16 protein-coding genes and 1 riboswitch are annotated in these 15,866 nt (G+C 73.5%); of the genes, 8 read left to right on the forward strand and 8 right to left on the reverse strand.

The window, feature by feature from the left end; genetic code table 11:
• A partial coding sequence (locus AOK00_RS28065; RefSeq protein ID WP_055603048.1) for a helix-turn-helix domain-containing protein occupies nucleotides 1–565 on the forward strand: 565 nt, incomplete at its 5' end.
• Between the two features lie 32 nt (nucleotides 566–597).
• The gene (locus AOK00_RS39535; protein ID WP_173861651.1) at nucleotides 598–753 is read left to right on the forward strand and encodes a DUF6126 family protein; all 156 of its coding nucleotides are present in this window, start codon (nucleotides 598–600) and stop codon (nucleotides 751–753) included.
• A gap of 7 nt (nucleotides 754–760) precedes the next feature.
• On the opposite strand, the gene AOK00_RS28070 is transcribed toward AOK00_RS39535, so the two are convergent.
• Complete coding sequence (locus AOK00_RS28070; protein ID WP_055603049.1) at nucleotides 761–1,582, reverse strand: tyrosine-protein phosphatase; 822 nt, start codon at nucleotides 1,580–1,582, stop codon at nucleotides 761–763.
• Between the two features lie 387 nt (nucleotides 1,583–1,969).
• A riboswitch (cyclic di-AMP (ydaO/yuaA leader) is annotated at nucleotides 1,970–2,131 on the forward strand.
• Nucleotides 2,132–2,133: 2 nt separating this feature from the next.
• Between AOK00_RS28070 and AOK00_RS28075 the strand changes: the two genes are divergently transcribed.
• Nucleotides 2,134–3,123, forward strand: coding sequence for a M23 family metallopeptidase (locus AOK00_RS28075; RefSeq protein WP_055603050.1), 990 nt, complete (start codon nucleotides 2,134–2,136; stop codon nucleotides 3,121–3,123).
• A 163-nt stretch (nucleotides 3,124–3,286) separates the two neighbouring features.
• Nucleotides 3,287–4,081 carry an SGNH/GDSL hydrolase family protein gene (locus AOK00_RS28080; protein WP_055603051.1) on the forward strand — a complete coding sequence of 265 codons (795 nt, stop codon included), beginning with the start codon at nucleotides 3,287–3,289 and terminating at the stop codon, nucleotides 4,079–4,081.
• 21 nt (nucleotides 4,082–4,102) lie between these two features.
• Here AOK00_RS28080 and AOK00_RS28085 read toward each other — a convergent pair whose 3' ends face one another.
• The 5 genes from AOK00_RS28085 to AOK00_RS28105 form a co-directional block, all read right to left on the reverse strand.
• Nucleotides 4,103–4,945 carry an STM4011 family radical SAM protein gene (locus tag AOK00_RS28085; RefSeq protein WP_055603059.1) on the reverse strand — a complete coding sequence of 281 codons (843 nt, stop codon included), beginning with the start codon at nucleotides 4,943–4,945 and terminating at the stop codon, nucleotides 4,103–4,105.
• A 129-nt stretch (nucleotides 4,946–5,074) separates the two neighbouring features.
• On the reverse strand, nucleotides 5,075–6,412 hold the full coding sequence (locus AOK00_RS28090) for an STM4012 family radical SAM protein (protein WP_055603052.1): 1,338 nt from the start codon (nucleotides 6,410–6,412) through the stop codon (nucleotides 5,075–5,077).
• Nucleotides 6,409–7,230, reverse strand: a complete 822-nt coding sequence (locus AOK00_RS28095) for an STM4013/SEN3800 family hydrolase (protein ID WP_055603060.1) — start codon at nucleotides 7,228–7,230, stop codon at nucleotides 6,409–6,411. Before AOK00_RS28095 ends, AOK00_RS28090 begins: the two co-directional genes overlap by 4 nt.
• An 11-nt stretch (nucleotides 7,231–7,241) precedes the next feature.
• Nucleotides 7,242–8,417, reverse strand: coding sequence for an STM4014 family protein (locus AOK00_RS28100; RefSeq protein ID WP_055603053.1), 1,176 nt, complete (start codon nucleotides 8,415–8,417; stop codon nucleotides 7,242–7,244).
• Nucleotides 8,414–9,379, reverse strand: coding sequence for an STM4015 family protein (locus AOK00_RS28105; RefSeq protein ID WP_055603054.1), 966 nt, complete (start codon nucleotides 9,377–9,379; stop codon nucleotides 8,414–8,416). Before AOK00_RS28105 ends, AOK00_RS28100 begins: the two co-directional genes overlap by 4 nt.
• 195 nt (nucleotides 9,380–9,574) lie before the next feature.
• Between AOK00_RS28105 and AOK00_RS28110 the strand changes: the two genes are divergently transcribed.
• From AOK00_RS28110 to AOK00_RS28120, 3 genes are all read left to right on the forward strand, one after another.
• Nucleotides 9,575–9,901 carry a hypothetical protein gene (locus AOK00_RS28110; RefSeq protein ID WP_055603055.1) on the forward strand — a complete coding sequence of 109 codons (327 nt, stop codon included), beginning with the start codon at nucleotides 9,575–9,577 and terminating at the stop codon, nucleotides 9,899–9,901.
• 25 nt (nucleotides 9,902–9,926) lie between these two features.
• Nucleotides 9,927–11,018, forward strand: coding sequence for a DUF6745 domain-containing protein (locus AOK00_RS28115; protein ID WP_173861652.1), 1,092 nt, complete (start codon nucleotides 9,927–9,929; stop codon nucleotides 11,016–11,018).
• Nucleotides 11,019–11,189: 171 nt separating this feature from the next.
• Nucleotides 11,190–11,957 (forward strand): SIMPL domain-containing protein, encoded by a 768-nt coding sequence (locus AOK00_RS28120; RefSeq protein WP_055603056.1) that lies wholly within the window; start codon nucleotides 11,190–11,192, stop codon nucleotides 11,955–11,957.
• A 97-nt stretch (nucleotides 11,958–12,054) separates the two neighbouring features.
• Here the strand turns inward: AOK00_RS28120 and AOK00_RS28125 are convergent, their stop codons facing one another.
• Together AOK00_RS28125 and AOK00_RS28130 are read right to left on the reverse strand one after the other, a co-directional pair.
• Nucleotides 12,055–12,825: a TetR/AcrR family transcriptional regulator gene (locus AOK00_RS28125; RefSeq protein WP_301554231.1), complete on the reverse strand. Its 771-nt coding sequence runs from the start codon at nucleotides 12,823–12,825 to the stop codon at nucleotides 12,055–12,057.
• Nucleotides 12,826–12,889: 64 nt separating this feature from the next.
• Entirely contained in the window at nucleotides 12,890–14,068 is a 1,179-nt protein-coding gene (locus AOK00_RS28130) for a Glu/Leu/Phe/Val dehydrogenase dimerization domain-containing protein (RefSeq protein ID WP_055603057.1), read from the reverse strand.
• Between the two features lie 164 nt (nucleotides 14,069–14,232).
• On the opposite strand from AOK00_RS28130, the gene AOK00_RS28135 reads away from it, so the two are divergent.
• Nucleotides 14,233–15,528, forward strand: a complete 1,296-nt coding sequence (locus AOK00_RS28135) for an MBL fold metallo-hydrolase (protein ID WP_055603058.1) — start codon at nucleotides 14,233–14,235, stop codon at nucleotides 15,526–15,528.
• Nucleotides 15,529–15,866: the final 338 nt, after the last annotated feature.

Consider the following 15,866-nt stretch of genomic DNA (forward strand, 5'->3'; position numbering starts at 1 on the left):
CCCGCAGCTGCGGGCCCTGCGCCGCCGCCGGGGACTCACCCTGGAGGCCGCCGCCCAGCGGGCCGGCCTCTCGCCGGCCCACCTCTCGCGCCTGGAGACGGGGAACCGGCAGCCCTCGCTCCCGATGCTGCTCGCCCTCGCCCGTATCTACGGTACGACGGTCTCCGAGCTCCTCGGCGAGACGCCCCCCGAGCGCGACCCGGTCGTCCGCGCCGGGCGCTCCGAACCCGTCGAGGCCGACGGCTGGATCTACCGCCAGGCGGGCGGCGCCGGGCGCGCCCTGCAGTGCCTGCGGGTCCACGTGCCGTACGCCACCCGGGCCGACATCGTGCGCGTCCACCCCGGCGAGGAGTGGATCCACGTCCTGGATGGCCGGGTGCGGCTCGCGCTCGGCGAGGCCGTCCACGTCCTCGATCCCGGGGACAGCGCGCACTTCGACTCGCTGACCCCGCACCGGATCGGAGCGGCGACCCCCGGTGGGGCCGAGCTGCTCTTCGTCCACACCCTGATGCAGAGCCCCGTCGCCGAGCTGTGTCTCGGCGACGGAACTCCGCACCGGCGCTGATCCCGAACTTCCTTCGAAAGAAAAGGACCGAGATGTCCGAGAAGTCACGAGCTGTCACCGGTGAAGAGCGAGGCGAGGGCAAGTTCCCCAAGGGTCTCGTCCTGCGCCTCTTCGCCTATCTGGTCGCCGGGCACCTCTTCGCCGGCTTCCTCTACCTGCTCTTCATGCTCGGCGGGCAGAACCGGTAGCTTCCGGTCACGCCTCCGTGAGCAGGCGCTCGCGCAGCCGCTCGCGGGTCTCCGGGGAGAGCTTGAGGCCCTGCGTGAGGTAGGCGTCCACCGAGCCCCAGGTCGCCTCGATCGTCTCGAAGGCGCCCCGCAGGTACTCCACCCGCGCGTCGAACAGCGGGCTCAGCAGCTCCATCACCTCGGGCGACATCGCGTCCGGGGCGGTGGAGCTGCGGCGCACCTTGTAGCGGCGGTGCGGGTCGTTCGACTTCACGTAGTCGGCCTCGATCGCCTCCCGCTCGACCCCGACGGCCAGCAGGGTGATCGCGATGGAGAGCCCGGCGCGGTCCTTGCCTGCCGCGCAGTGCATCAGGGCGGGGAGACTGTCCTCGGCCAGGGAGTGCAGGATCCGGCTGTGCTCCACGGTCCGCTCAACCACCATTTTCCGGTACGAGTCAGACATTCGGGCCGCGGCCTTGCCGTCGCCGAGGATGTCCCGCAGCTGCTCGATGTCGCCGTCGCGCACCAGCTTCCAGAACTCCTTCCCGTCGGCCGGGTCGTTGAGGGGTATGTTCACGTTCCGTACGCCCGGCAGTTCGACGTCCGGGCCCTCGATCTTCCGGTCGGCGAGGTTCCGGAAGTCGAAGACGGTGTGCAGTCCGAGCGAGTCGAGGAAGACGACGTCCTCCTCGGTGGCGTGGGCGAGGTGGCCGCTGCGGAAGAGGCGGCCGGGCCGCACGGCGCGCCCGTCCGTCGTCGGCAGGCCGCCCACGTCCCGGAAGTTGCGGACCTCGGCCAGCTCGGGTTCGTTCGCTTCGATGGGCGGGACCTGCGGCAGCTGCTGCGTCACGGATGCTCCTGATGGTCGACGTTCGGGTGCCCGACGCGAGATCGGTTCCAGGGGCAATCATCCAGGCGGGGGCGTGATGGCGCACCCCCCTGGACGGGAATGGGTGATCTGTCCGAATTAGGGCGTTGCGTATAACGCGCCCTGTTTACAGGTGAGATGAGCTCGGGCGCGTGAGCAGGGTCATAGAAGTGACGGATCGTGGCCGACGGGCCCGAGCAATTCCCCTGCGGAAAAAGGAAATCGAGGGTCCGTCATCCACGGAGGGTGACCGGCTTTCCGGGTGGAAGGCCGCACCCGGAAAGCCGGGAAAAATCATTGGCTTGTTCGCGCCGACCCCCTCGTCTAGCGTCACCGTCAATCCGGTCGGACCGCCGAATCCTGCCACCGTCCGGAATTCCACTCATCCCATGTGTGGCAGGAGCGGGGGACCCACGAAGTACGCCGGTCCCGCGACGCAGGACGGCTCGGGGTGAAGCCGCGTGAGAGCGCGGCCGGGCATCTCCAGTCCGAACCCGACAGCTCACCTCGTAGGCGCCGGAGAGGAATTCGCCATGCCCGCGAAGGGTAAGCACCGCCGCATCAAGTCCAACCGCCTCACCCGCGGAATCGCCGCCGCCGGTACGGGAGGCGCCGTCGTCGCCCTCCCGCTCCTCGGTGCCACCGGCGCCCACGCCGCCGAGCAGGCCGCCCCGGCCGCCGCTCCCGGCCAGGCCGTCACCGCCGCCGCCCAGATGAAGGCCCCCGCCGTCGCCAAGGCGGCGCCCGCCGCCGCGAAGGCCGCGCCCAAGACGTACTCCGTCGTGCGGGGCGACTACCTGTCGAAGATCGCCGCCGAGCACCACCTCGCCGGTGGCTGGCAGAAGCTGTACGCGGACAACCGCCAGGTGGTCGGCGAGAACCCCTCGCTCATCCTGCCCGGCATGAAGCTCACCCTCGGCGCCAAGAGCACCGCCAAGGCCGCCGCGCCCAAGAGCGCCGCGCCCAAGGCCGCCGCTCCCAAGGGCTCCGCGAAGAACGGTGACACCTCGCGCGCCTCCCGGAGCAGCGAGCGCTCCTCCGCCCCGGCCGCGAGCACCCCGTCCGCGGACACGTCCGCCGCGCAGACGTCGAAGTCCTCGGGCGCCGCGACCTCCGCGTCCGGCTGGTTCGCCCCGGTCAGCGGCGGCGTGTCCACCCCGTACCGCGCCTCTGGAGCCATGTGGTCCTCCGGGTACCACACCGGTGTCGACTTCATGGCCTCCACCGGCACCACGATCGTCGCGGTCGGCCCCGGCACCGTCTACTCCGCGGGCAACGGCGGCTCGTACGGCAACCAGGTCGTCATCCAGCACGCCGACGGCACCTTCTCGCAGTACGCCCACCTCTCCTCGATCTCCGTCTCCGCCGGCCAGACCGTGAGCGGCGGAGAGCAGATCGGTCTCTCCGGCGCGACCGGCAACGTCACCGGCCCGCACCTGCACTTCGAGATGCGGACCGGGCCGGAGTACGGCTCCGACATCGACCCGATCTCCGCCCTGCGTCAGCACGGTGTGAGCATCTGACGGTCCGTCGTCACTCGGAGGCCCGGCACACACGTGCCGGGCCTCCGGCACGCTCCCGCTCTATTCCGGCTTGGCAAATTCTTTATCGGTGGCATATGTCACCCGGCGTCAACCCCTCCTTACGGTCGCGTAGGTCACATCCGAAGGGGAAGGATGTGCTCCCGTGGCAGACGATTCGAGATCAAGAGACCAGCACGCATTCGGGTCGTACGCGGCGATCGGTGACAGCTTCACCGAGGGCGTCGGAGACCCCGGGCCCGACGGGACCTACGTCGGCTGGGCGGACCGCTTCGCGGTGCTGCTCGCCGACCAGCTGCCGGAGCACGACGCCTTCCGCTACGCCAACCTGGCCGTACGCGGACGTCTCCTCGACCAGATCGTGGCGGAACAGGTCCCCCGGGCGAAGGAACTCGCCCCCGACCTGGTGACCTTCTGCGCCGGCGGAAACGACATCATCCGCCCCGGCACGGACCCCGACGAGGTCGCCGAGCGCTTCGAGCGCGCCGTCGCCGAACTGACCTCCGCCGTCGGCACCGTGATGGTGACCACCGGCTTCGACACGCGCGGCGTCACGCTCCTCAAGCACCTGCGCGGCAAGATCGCCACGTACAACGGGCACGTCCGGGCCATCGCGGACCGCTACGGCTGCCCGGTCCTCGACCTCTGGTCCCTGAAGTCCGTGCAGGACCGGCGCGCCTGGGACGACGACCGGCTGCACCTCTCGCCCGACGGCCACACCCGGGTCGCCCTGCGCGCGGCCCAGGTGCTCGGCATGCCGGTGCCGGCCGACCCGGACCAGGCGTGGCCGCCGGTGCCCCCGCGCGGCACGCTCGAGGTGCGCCGCGACGACATCCACTGGGCCAAGGAGTACCTCGTGCCCTGGATCGGCCGCCGGCTGCGCGGCGAGAGCTCCGGCGACCACGTCGAGGCGAAGCGCCCCGACCTCATGCCCCTGTAGGCCAGGGGACCGCCGGTGGGTTCACGACGCGGGGATCCGCTCCAGTACCCCGCCGGCGAAGACGTCGTACAGCGGCAGCGTCTCCAGATGGACGTAGCCGATGTGACAGTCGCAGACGGCGAGGGGGCAGGTCCGGGGGCGGAGGGCGGCGCGGTACGAGCCGTCGTACAGGTTCCCCAGCTCGGCCTTGACGAAATGGCAGCGCCGCACCGTCCCCTCGCCGTCCACCGAGATGACCGACTCCCCGGTCCGGCACGGCAGCCCCGCCGAACGGTGCGGATGGCGGCTGTACGGGAAGAGGGGGTCGATCCCCGTCCACTCCACGGCCTCCGCGTCCGTGTACGTGTGCCCCTCCGCGGCGTTCACCCAGAGGTAGACGTGCGCCGGCAGCGCGGCCCGCAGCCGCCGGGCGTGCTCCGCGTGCTCGGGGAGCCCGACGACGCCGACGCTGAAGCGGACGCCCCGCTCGGCCAGCTCTCCGCACTTGGCGAGGAACCGCTCGTACGGCGTCTGCCCCGGGTGGTACGTGCACCAGAGCGCCACGCTCTCCGGGTCCGCCTCCGCCAGCCAGTCGGTCCGGCAGCTCAGATTCGTCTGGATCGCCACCCGCTCCACGTGGGGGAGCCGGGACAGCTCGACCAGCGCCCGCCGGTACCAGGACCGCACCAGGCCCTCGCCCCAGGGGGTGAAGAGGACGCGCAGCCGGTCCTCGGTCTGCCCGGCGGCCCACCCGGTGAACCGTTCGAGCGCCGCCCGGTCCGCGCGCAGCTGCTCCCGGCTGTCCCGGCGCTTGGCGAACGGGCAGTACGGACAGTCGAAGTCGCAGGAGGACAGCGGCCCGCGGTAGAGCAGCGTCAGGTCCATGCCCTGGCCCGGGACGGGCGGCGGTATGAGGTCCGGGCCCGGGCCCGGGACCGGCGGCGGTGTCAGGTCGGTGCCCGGGGCCCGGATCGGGGCCGGGATCGGCGAAGGTGTGAGGTGCACGCCCGCCGCCTACTTCGGCTCGTACGCGGCCATCGCGGCCCGCACCGAGGGGGAGAAGAGCTCAGGGCCGAGGCCGTCCGAGTGGGCAAGGCCCTCCGGGGAGAGCCGGAGCAGCCCGGCCGGCGCCTCCTGGTCCAGCCAGCCGAGGGCCTCGAACCGGCCCAGCTCCGCCGGGAAGTCCGTGAACGGCGAGGAGCCGAACCGTTCCTCGTACCCGGCGACCGGCATGCCCTCGGCCTGCAGCAGCGACTGGAGCAGATGGCGGCGCCTGGCCTCACCGGCGTCGACCCACCGGCCGACCTCGGCCCGCGAGAAGTCCGCGGTCTCCGTGTAGGCGTCGATGATCGTACGGATCTCCCGCATGTCGACGGCGTAGTCGAAGGAGTAGTGGAGGGCCGAGGTGTACGAGCGGGCCCCGCAGCCCAGTCCGATCATGCCGTCCGTCTGGCAGGCGTAGTCGTCGGGGCCGAGCGGTGCGGCGTCCGTCCTGCGGAACATCCGCATCGACACCTGCTCGTAGCCGTGCGCGAGGAGGTGGTCCCGGCCGTACCGGTAGAGGCGCAGCCGCTGCTCGTCCCACTCCCGGTCGGCGGCGGGGGTGATCCGGCCGAGGCCGGTGAGCGGCCGCACGTACAGCGGATAGAGGTACAGCTCCTCCGGGCGCCAGGCGAGGGCGGCGTCGAGCGAGGAGCGCCAGGACTCCTCGGTCTGGCCGTCGATGCCGTAGATCAGGTCGATGTTGAGCACGGGGACGCCGGTGTCCCGGATCCGGCCGAGAGCCGATTCGACGTCGGCGCGGCGCTGCGGCCGGACCGCCGCCCGCGCCTCGGCCTCCACGAAGCTCTGCACCCCGATGCTGAGCCGGGTCGCGCCCCGCTCGGCGATCAGGGCGAGGCGGTCGGCGGTCGCCGTCGCGGGGGAGGTCTCCACGGACAGCGGCACCGCCCGCAGATCCACGCCCATCCGCTTCTCGGCGATGTCGCACAACCGCTCCAGCTCGCCGGCGGTGAGGAACGTGGGCGTGCCGCCGCCGAACGCGGCCGTCGCGAACCGCACCGGGTCCCGGTCGCCGAGGGCCTCGCGGACGGCCGTGGCCTGGCGGTCGAGCGCGTCGAGATAGCGCGTGGTCAGCTCGTCGGGGGCGCCGATCCGGGTGAAGAGATTGCAGAAGCCGCAGCGGACCTCGCAGAACGGTATGTGCGCGTAGAGGGAGAGCGCGTCCTTCGGCTCGTCCCGCCAGAGCGCGGCGAGCGAGGGCGCGGGGTCGATGAGCGGCCGGTACGCCGTCTTGTGCGGGTAGGCGTAGACGTAGCTCCGGTACGGACGCGGGGCGGCGCTGTCGCTCATGCCACGGCCTCCCGCTCCGGGCCGGCCAGCTCGAACTGCGCGTACGGGACCGTCCACACGACCTCGTGGCCGAGCCGGTGACCGGTGTACCCGTCCTCCCCGTACGCGGTGCCGTGGTCGGAGCAGACGATCGCGAAGCACGGGCGGCGGCTGCTCATGGCGGCGAAGAGCCGCCCGATGTGCCGGTCGACGTACTCCAGGGCGGCGGCGTGGGTGGCCCGGGAGTCGCCGGCCTCGCGGGTGGCGCCCGGCAGGTGGAACCAGTTGGGCTGGTGCAGCGCGGACACGTTGACGAAGAGGAACAGCCGCCGCTCGTGCGGGAGACCGGCCACGACCTCCTCGGCGCGGGCGACCTGCGACTCGAAGGAGGTGGGGGAGGCCACGCCGAACGACGGCTCCCAGTGACTCTCCTGGAACAGCCCCGGGAGCACGGTGCCGAGCGGCGGCTGCCGGTTGAAGAAGCCGACACCGCCGAGGCAGACCGTCCGGTAGCCCTCGCCCGCGAGGGCGGACACGAAGTCCGGGGTGTCGTGGACCCAGGTGCCGTCGGCGGTCGTCTCGCTGCCGGCGAAGCGCGCAGCGAACAGCCGCGGGTGCGGGCCGAGGGAGGCCGGGGTCGGCAGGAATCCGGCGAAGATCGCCTGGTGGGAGGCGTAGGTGAAGCTGCCGGGTGCGTGCCGCCGCTCCCAGACGCCGCCGGGGAGATGACGGGCCAGGTTCGGGATGCGGCCCGCGGCCGCGAGCTCGACCGCCACGTCGTACCGGAGCGTGTCGAGGGTGACCAGGAGCAGATCGTGGCTCCCGACGATCGCGTTCATGTCGGGCTGGTTCACGCGGTGCTCGTTCCTGTGGTGCTGGTGCTGGTGCTGGTGCTGGTGCTGGTGCTGGCGCTGGTGAGTCGGTGGGTGCGGGGGAACTGGGCGGAGACCTGGGCCGCGTACGTGTCGAGGCCCTCGGCACCACTGCCGGGCAGGCCCGTGAGGCCCGGCAGCAGATCGCCGAAGGCGTTGACCTCGCCCACGGCGAAGCGGCGCCAGCCCGTCGAGGGCAGCAGGTCGACACCCACGCACCGGGTGCCGGGGAAGACCGCGGCGGCCCGCTCGCACACGTCGAGCGCATCGGTCCACCGCGCGCCGGCCGCGGCCATCGCGGCCCGGGCCGCGGGCAGATCGCCCCGGGTCCCGCCCAGATGGAGATTGGTCATGGGGGAGCGGCTGGTGCGCAGCACCGCGTGGGTGGCCCGTCCGTCGATCACCACCACCCGCAGGTCGGCGGCCCGGCCGCCCTGGGCGGCCTTGGGCAGCCAGCGCTCGACGTGCAGCCCGTCGGGGGCGAGGGCGTCCACGATCGCGCCGACCTCGCGCTCGCTCGTATAGCGCCGCACCCGCAGGGAGTTGAAGAGCCGTCCGCCGGGCCCGCGCTCCACCGAGGTGGTGGCGTGCACCCGGCCCGCGCCGTTCGTCTCGACCGCGAGCACCCCGGAGGCGGAGGAGCCGTGCGCCGGCTTCACGAAGACCCGGCGCAGTCCGGGCTCGGCGGTCAGGGCCCTGACGTCGGCCCAGCCGCGTACGACCGGGGCTGAGGGGCCTGACGTCGGCGACTCGGGCACCGGTACCCCGGCCGCGCGGAGCAGGCCGTGGCTCAGCCGCTTGTCGAAGAGCGCGGCCAGCTCGGCGGGGTCGTCGACGAGCACGGCGCCCGCCTCGGCGACGGACCGGGCGAGCTCCGCGGTGGCGGCGACGAACCGCGCGTACCAGCGGCCGGTGCCCTCGACCCGCGCCGGATCGTCGACGTCCCGGAGCAGCCGGTCGGCCTCCGGGTCCTCGCCGGGCGAGTCCACCCGTACGGTCTCGCCCTCCGCGAACCGCGCCGCACCGCGCAGCACCTCGGGCCAGGACACCACCCGCGCCCCGGGCAGCCCGGCGGAGCGCAGCGCGTCCTGGAAGAACGCGACGCGGCGGCCCGCCGGATCCCCGACGACCACGAGGCGCGGGTGGGCGGTCATTCGGCGACCGCGACGTACCGGAAGACCCGGCCGTCGCCCTCGTCGTCCGCCTCCTGCGCGTCGTCGAGGTCGACGGCGACGCCGTGCGGGGCGAGCGCGGCGAGCACCCGCTCCCGCATGGCCTCCGACAGGTAGTGGTGGGAGAGGTCGAGGTGGCTGAGGTGGGTCAGGGGCTGGCCGTCGAGCAGGGCCGCCGCGCCCTCGTCCGTGAGGACCCCCATCGACAGGTCGAGCCGCTCGATCCGGGCGAGGACGGGGGCTCCCGCCACCGCGGCGGCCACGGCGTCCTGGATCACGCTGTTGCGCAGGCCGAGCGAGCGCAGGGCGGGGAACCCCGCGCCGGAGAGCAGCGGAGCGAGGTCGTCCGCCGTGCTGTCGCCGCCGTACTCGTCGGTGCCGAGCCAGAGTTCCAGCTTCTCCAGGGCGGGCAGGTCACTGCCGACGATCCCGCGCACGACCTCGGCACCCAGCCCACCGGTCTCCACGACCAGGCTCTCCAGACCGGTGTGCCGGATCGAGGGGAAGGCCAGCTCCGAGCCCCCGCGCACCCCGAACTCCCGCAGGGCCGGGTAGGCGGCGAGCAGCGGGGTCACATCGGACTGGATGATCCAGGAGATTTCGCAGTCCTCGCCCGCCATGTCGCCGAGGAAGACCGCCTCCAGGGAGGTCAGACGGTTGTTGGCGCCGATGAGCGCCGTGACGATGTCCGCCGACGAGTTCTCGTACGCCTCGTCCCAGCCGCCGACGACCAGCGCGCGCACCCGGCCCACGTCGACCGTCCTCAGGAACCGCTCGAACTGCGCACCCCACTGCTCGTCGTCGTCCTCGCAGTAGGTCGGCGACGAGAGACGCCAGGCGACCGCGGCGGCGTCGGGCAGTTCGACCCGCGCGTCCGATTCCGTGTCCTGGAAGTGGAACACGGGCAGCCCGTGGAATTCCTCGAGGTAGTGGCCAACGGTCATGACTGCGCTCCCGGCAACGGACGGCGTGGATCGGCTGATGCCATGAGTTCTACCAAGCGGCACCGACAACGCCCTCCGGCGGGTGGGCCTCCGAGGGGCCCGGCCAGGAACCGGGACCGGGACCGAATGTCAGACCCGGCCTCTAGCGTCGTTCTCGTGTTCGGCCGTCCCGCGCCGAACGGGGAGGGGAGAACCATGTACCGGCAGGGAGACGTACTGATCGCGCCCGTCGAGGCGACGGCCGTTCCGGAGCGGGTGAGGGCGGCGGCGGGGGAGCCGAGGGACGCCCGGGGCCGGCTGGTCCTGGCCCTCGGCGAGGTCACCGGGCACGCCCACGCGGTCCCCGGGCCCGGCCGGCTCGTCCGGGAGCCGGGCCCCTTCGGCCCGCTGCTGCTCGAACTGCCCGAGGGCGGCCGGGTGGTGCACGAGGAGCACGCCCCGATACCGCTGCCCAAGGGCTGGTACCGGGTGGTGCGTCAGCGGGAGTACGTGCCCGGGGCGTACCGGATCGTCGCGGACTGACCGAGAGAGACCTGGGGGCTTCCACATGAACCACGCCGACATGAACCACACCACCGCACGGGACAAGTGGCGGTCCGTCGCCGCGGCCACCGGCCCCGCCGACCGCGCCGCCGCGGAGGCCGGAGTCCGGCTCGCCTACCGCACGGCGGGCCTCGCCGAACCGGCGCGTGTGCTCTGGGCGGACTCGCCGCTCGCCGCCGTCGCGCTCGTACGGGGGCTGGACGACCGGGGCCGTTCGGTCCGGGACGAGGTGCGCACCCGGCCGTGGGCCGAGGAGCGGCGCCGGCTCCACGACACCCTGGGGCCGGCCGGATGGGCCGCCCACTGGCAGGCGACCGGGGCCCCTCTCTGGGACCTCACCCGGAGCCTGGCCGACCGGATACGGGCCGCGGTGACGGAGGCCGCGACCGCCGCCGGTCCGGCCGCGCAGGCCGGCCCCGCCGCCTCCGGGGCCGGCGGGGCGGCCGGCCCGGTGCCTTCCGGGCGGGAGGCGACCGAGGCGCGGCTCGTGCTCCTCGACGCGGTGCTCGGCCAGCACGACGCGGCCTGGCTCGCCGCCTTCGACGGTCACGGCGACCGCCTCGCGGGCCTCGCCGCCGTCGCCGGACACGCGGGCTGGTGGTGGCCGTACGAGAACGTCGCCGTGGTCTGCGAACGGCCCGTCGAGCTGCACCGGGACGAGGCCGGGCGGCTCGACCGGGGCGACGGCCCCGCGCTGGCCTTCGCCGACGGCTTCGCCCTGTACGCCTGGCGGGGGATGACCGTGCCCGCCGACTTCCTCGCCGGGCTCGCCGGCCTCACCCCCGAGCGGATACGGGAGGAGGAGAACGCCGAACTGCGGCGCGTGATGCTGGAGTACTACGGCTACGACCGATACCTCGCCGCCTCGGGCGCGCGGCACGAGCACCGTGACGAGACCGGCGTCCTGTGGCGGATCGAGCTGGCCGACGACGAGGACGTGGTGATGGTGGAGGTGGTCAACTCCACGCCCGAGCCGGACGGCAGCCACCGCACGTACTGGCTCCGGGTCCCGCCCACGACCCGGACCGCGCGGGAGGGCGTCGCCTGGACCTTCGGGCTGCGCCCCGAGGTGTACGAGCCGCTCGTCCAGACCTGAGCCGACGGCCCGGGACGGCTTCCCGACAGCGGCGGCCGGCCGTGCGGAGGCGCGACTGGTACGGAGAGGTGAAGGGCGCCGGCGGTCGGGAGTGGCGTACCGGAGGCGGCGCCGACGGGTGCTGGGATGTGCCCGCCGGAGCCCCGGCACCCAGCCTCGAAGGGACCGCCCGTGACGATCCGCCGGCCAAGCACCGTCCGTACCGCCCGTCTGCTCGCCGCCACCGCCGTGCTCGGCGGGCTGCTCGTCGGCACCGTGGCGCCCGCCCTGGCCGCCGCGCCCGAGCGGACGGCCGCGCCTGCCGTCCGGGCGGAGGCCCCCGCCACGGTCACCGTCACCGGTCACGGCCGCGCGTCCGCCGCGCCCGACCTGGCGATCCTCTCCGTCGGGGTCGAGGCCACCCGTAAGACCGCGAAGGAGGCGATGGCCGCGCAGAGCACCGCCGCCGAGGCCCTTCTCGCGGTGCTGGACAAGCAGGGGATCGCCGAGCGGGACATCCGTACCGACAGCCTCTCGCTGTCCCCGGTCTACACGCAGAACGCCGCGGGCGAGAGCAAGGTGACCGGCTACCAGGCAGGGCAGTCCTTCTCCGCGAAGGTCCGGGAGATCGACAGGGCCGGCCAGGTCATCGGCGCCGTCAACGACGCCACGGGGGACTCCGGGCGGATCAACGGTGTGGTCTTCGACGTCGCCGACCCGTCGGCCCTGCGGGTGAAGGCACGCGAGGCCGCCCACCGGGACGCGTACGACAAGGCGGCGCAGCACGCCCGCCTCAGCGGCCACCGGCTCGGCCGGCTCGTCTCGCTCAGCGAGGGGGAGTCCGTGCGTCCCGGTACCGGCGCCGCCCCCGGCGTCGCCCACGACGAGGCGAGCGTCCCGATGGCCCCCGGCGAGATCGAGGAGCAGGTCACCGTCTCGGCGGTCTTCGAGCTGGTGTGAAGCCGGTGAGGGCGGCCAGGAGGCCCCACGCCGGGTCTTCGAGCTGGTGTGACCCGGTGAGGGCGGCCAGGAGGCCCCACGCCGTCCGAGCCTGTGGTCAGGTGACGGAGGGCGCGTCGTCCCCGCCCCGGACCGTATCCGTGCTCTCGCCGAAGTCGATGCCGTCGTCCTCGCTCCGGTCTCGGCTCTCGCTCTCGTCCTCGCTCCGGTCTCGGCTCTCGCTCTCGTCCTCGCTCCGGTCTCGGCCCTCGCTCTCGCCCTCGCCCCCGTTCTCGTCCGGCAGGTTCAGCTCGCGGGCGAGAGCGGCGTCGGCCCAGCGCAGCATCGCGGTGCGGGAGAGGGAGCCGGCGTAGGCGGTCGTCTGGACGGCGAGGCCGTCGAGGAAGGCGGTGAGCCGCCAGGCGGCGGCCGCCGGGTCCGCGCAGCGGAACTCCCCGGCAGCGGCCCCCTCCGCGATCACCCGGGTCAGCGCCGCCTTCCACTCCCGGTCGAGGGAGGCGGACACCCGGCGCAGCCCGGGGTCGCGGAGAGAGGCCGCCCAGCCCTCGATCCACAGACGCCAGCCCTTGGCCTGCCCGGTCGGCGCGTACCAGCGCACGGCGGCCCGGAGGCGGCGTACGGCGCTGGAACGGCGCCCGAGGAGCCGGCGCAGATGGGCGAGGTCGCCCTCGGCGGCGTGCGCGAACGCCGCGGCGACCAGTTGTTCCTTGGACGAGAAGTGATAGAGCACCAGAGCGTTGCTCACCCCGAGCGCCGAGGCCACGTCGGCGATCCGGACGGCCGCGACCCCGCGCGCCTCGATCTGCTCGACGGCGGCCCGCAGCAGCTCCTCCCGCCGCTCGGCCACGCTCAACCGCACTCTCGCCACGCCACGCACCTTACACAGCACGTGACGCGCGCATGATCGTCAGTGACTCCGTGGAGGTGGGGGCTCAGTACCAGCCGTAGCGCTCGGCGATCTGCGGCAGCCGCTCGTCCACCAGCGCGTGCGCTGCGGCGCGCGGGCTCGTGCCGTCCGTCTCCGCCCGGTCGAGCATCCCGTCGACGAGCGTCCGCATGGCCCCGCGCACCCGGGCGAAGGCCTGGTCCGCGTCGGCCTCGATGTCGCCGAAGAGGGTCCACCACCACCAGGCGTTCGTGCACGAGTTCACGACCACGTCGGGCAGCACCGTGACCCCGCGCGCGGCGAGGGCCTCCTCGGCCTCGGGCAGCACCGGCATGTTCGCCGCCTCGGCGATCCAGCGGGCCGTGATCCGTCCCTGGTTCCCGGCGTCGATCGCGTACGAGACGGCCGCGGGGACCAGCACCTCCGCCTCGGCCGCGAGCCAGGCGTCCCCGGGCTCCTCGCGGTCTCCGGGCCGCAGGGCGGAGCGGTCGACGGCGCCGTGGGCGTCCCGGGCCGCGAGCAGCGCCTCGACGTCGAGGCCGTCCGGGTTCACGATCGTGCCCCGGACGTCGGCCACGGCCACCACCCGCAGCCCGGCGCGCGCCAGGAACCGGGCGGTCGCCCCGCCCATCGTGCCGAGCCCCTGCACCGACACCCGGGTCCCGGCGTACGCCCGGTCGGCCCGGTCGAGGGCGGTGAGGACCGACTCGGCGACCCCCAGACCGCCGACCAGCTCGTCGAGGCCGATGCCGTCGACCTCGATCGCGAAGGCGTCGGCGAGCCGCTCGCGGGCCGCCGCCTCGTCGTCCAGGAGCGGGTACACGGCCTGCACGGAGGAGACCAGGCCGGCCTCGGCCACGGCGCGGTCCACCAGGTCCTGGGTGAGCCCCAGGTCCTCCCCGGTGGTCCAGAACCGCTCGACGTACGGCCGCATCGCCCGCAGATAGCGCACGAGGACGCCGTACGCCTCGGGGGAGCGGGGGTCGCAGTCGATGCCGCCCTTGGCGCCGCCCAGCGGCACGTACCGGGCCTTCGGGTCGTAGTGCAGGGCCTCCTTCATGGTCATCCCGCGGGCGAGCCCGGTCACCTCCTCGACGGTGCAGCCCTCCCGCATCCGCAGGCCGCCGCTGGCCACCCCGCGCACCAGCCGGTCGACCACCAGATGGCCCGAGCGACCGGTCACGTGGTCGGTCCAGCCGACGGAAAGCAGCGGGGCGGAACTCATCGGACATCTCCTCGGAGGGGCGGGCCGGCCGGGTGCCGGACGGGCCGGGAGGCCGGTGGGACCGGCCGGACGTACTGAATGACGGTTCAGTATGGCTGACCGCCCCGACCGTTCGCGGCGCGGGCCGCCCATAATGGAACGACCCCCAGAGATCAGGAGGTCCTGTGACCGGTACCGGCTCCGACCGCTCGCCACGGGCCCGGCTGCGCGCGCTGCGCCCCGAGTCCTTCGGCGCGGATCCCACGGGAGAGCGCCTCGCCCGTATCCACCGCTCGCCGAACTTCGCGGACGGGATCTTCCAGAACCCCGAACCCGCCCGACGCGGCCCCTCGGGTTCCAGTGTCGAGTTCGCCAAGATCTACTTCGACAAGGAAGGCCGTTCGCGCCGCGCCCCCACCGGCACGATCCCGGTCCACCCCACCACGGTCGCCGACCTGGCCAGGCCCCCGGCCACCGGCCTGCGCCTGACGTGGATGGGGCACTCCGGCGTCCTCGCCGAGATCGACGGCCACCGCGTCCTCTTCGACCCGGTCTGGGGCGAGCGCTGCTCCCCCTTCCCCTTCGCCGGTCCCAAGCGGCTCCACCCGGTGCCCGCGCCGCTCGCCGCCCTCGGCCCGGTCGACGTCGTCGTGATCTCGCACGACCACTACGACCACCTCGACCTGCCGACGATCAAGGCGCTCGCCACCACCGACACCGTCTTCGCGGTGCCGCTGGGCGTCGGCGCCCACCTGGAGCGCTGGGGAGTGCCCGCCTCCCGGCTGCGCGAGCTGGACTGGAACGAGTCCACCGAGATCGGCGGGCTGCGGCTCACGGCCACCCCGGCCCGGCACTTCTGCGGGCGCGGACTGCGCAACCGTCAGATGACGCTCTGGGCCTCCTGGGTCGTGACGGGCCCCTCCCACCGGATCTTCCACAGCGGGGACACCGGGTACTTCTCCGGATTCAAGGACATCGGCGCGGCCCACGGCCCCTTCGACGCCACCATGATCCAGATCGGTGCCTACTCGGAGTTCTGGACCGACATCCACATGACTCCCGCCGAGGGCATGCGGGCGCATCTGGACCTCCAGGGCGGCGGGCCCGCCGGGGTGATGCTGCCGATCCACTGGGGCACCTTCAACCTCGCCCCGCATCCGTGGGCCGAACCGGGGGAGGGCACCGTCGAGGCCGCCGCCGGAGCAGCCCAGCGGATCGCCCTGCCCATCCCGGGCGAGCCGTTCGAGCCGGGCGCCGAACACGTGTCCGAGAACCCCTGGTGGCGCGCGGTCGCGCGCGTCCCCTCCGGCGGCTGGAGGGCGCCGGCTCTCACCGACGGTGACAGTTCGCTCACCGGCGTGTCGCGCGGGAAAGCGGACGCAAACACGGACGCGAACACCGGCGCGGAGGCGGGGCGGGCCTCCGGCGAACGCGGCACGGACACCGGCCGGGGTGCGCCCGAGGCGGCACGGACCCCCTGAGGCCGCGGGCGGACCGGGGCGGTCCGCACCCCGCCCGGGATTCCGGTCGGGGACGATTTCCGCAGAGGGCGGAGGCGTGAGAGCGCCTCCGCCCTCTTCCGTTCCCGGTGCTCAACGCCCCCTCCGCACCACGACATCGAGTTTCGGCCGAAGCTTCTCGGCCTGTCGTACCAGGGCCGATACCAGAGCGGGCCGGTCTACGGGTAAGTTTGCCAACTGCGCACCGCACATGAACGGTTGACGACTACAGTGTGTGGTTGGTGATCATCGGTAGGCTCTTCGCACGCACGTCGCACACCCCATGAACCACCCCTTGCTGTACCCCCCCGTAGTCCACC

It is taken from the genome of Streptomyces aureus (assembly GCF_001418135.1).
Lineage (GTDB): Bacteria > Actinomycetota > Actinomycetes > Streptomycetales > Streptomycetaceae > Streptomyces > Streptomyces aureus_A.

Excerpts from the sequence above, each read along its gene's own strand:
- AOK00_RS28110 (WP_055603055.1), top strand. The coding sequence starts at position 9,575 with ATGTACCGGCAGGGAGACGTACTGATCGCGCCCGTCGAGGCGACGGCC.
- AOK00_RS28130 (WP_055603057.1), bottom strand. The coding sequence starts at position 14,068 with ATGAGTTCCGCCCCGCTGCTTTCCGTCGGCTGGACCGACCACGTGACC.
- AOK00_RS28095 (WP_055603060.1), bottom strand. The coding sequence starts at position 7,230 with ATGAACGCGATCGTCGGGAGCCACGATCTGCTCCTGGTCACCCTCGAC.
- AOK00_RS28090 (WP_055603052.1), bottom strand. The coding sequence starts at position 6,412 with ATGAGCGACAGCGCCGCCCCGCGTCCGTACCGGAGCTACGTCTACGCC.
- AOK00_RS28105 (WP_055603054.1), bottom strand. The coding sequence starts at position 9,379 with ATGACCGTTGGCCACTACCTCGAGGAATTCCACGGGCTGCCCGTGTTC.
- AOK00_RS28115 (WP_173861652.1), top strand. The coding sequence starts at position 9,927 with ATGAACCACGCCGACATGAACCACACCACCGCACGGGACAAGTGGCGG.
- AOK00_RS28075 (WP_055603050.1), top strand. The coding sequence starts at position 2,134 with ATGCCCGCGAAGGGTAAGCACCGCCGCATCAAGTCCAACCGCCTCACC.
- AOK00_RS28085 (WP_055603059.1), bottom strand. The coding sequence starts at position 4,945 with ATGGACCTGACGCTGCTCTACCGCGGGCCGCTGTCCTCCTGCGACTTC.
- AOK00_RS39535 (WP_173861651.1), top strand. The coding sequence starts at position 598 with ATGTCCGAGAAGTCACGAGCTGTCACCGGTGAAGAGCGAGGCGAGGGC.
- AOK00_RS28100 (WP_055603053.1), bottom strand. The coding sequence starts at position 8,417 with ATGACCGCCCACCCGCGCCTCGTGGTCGTCGGGGATCCGGCGGGCCGC.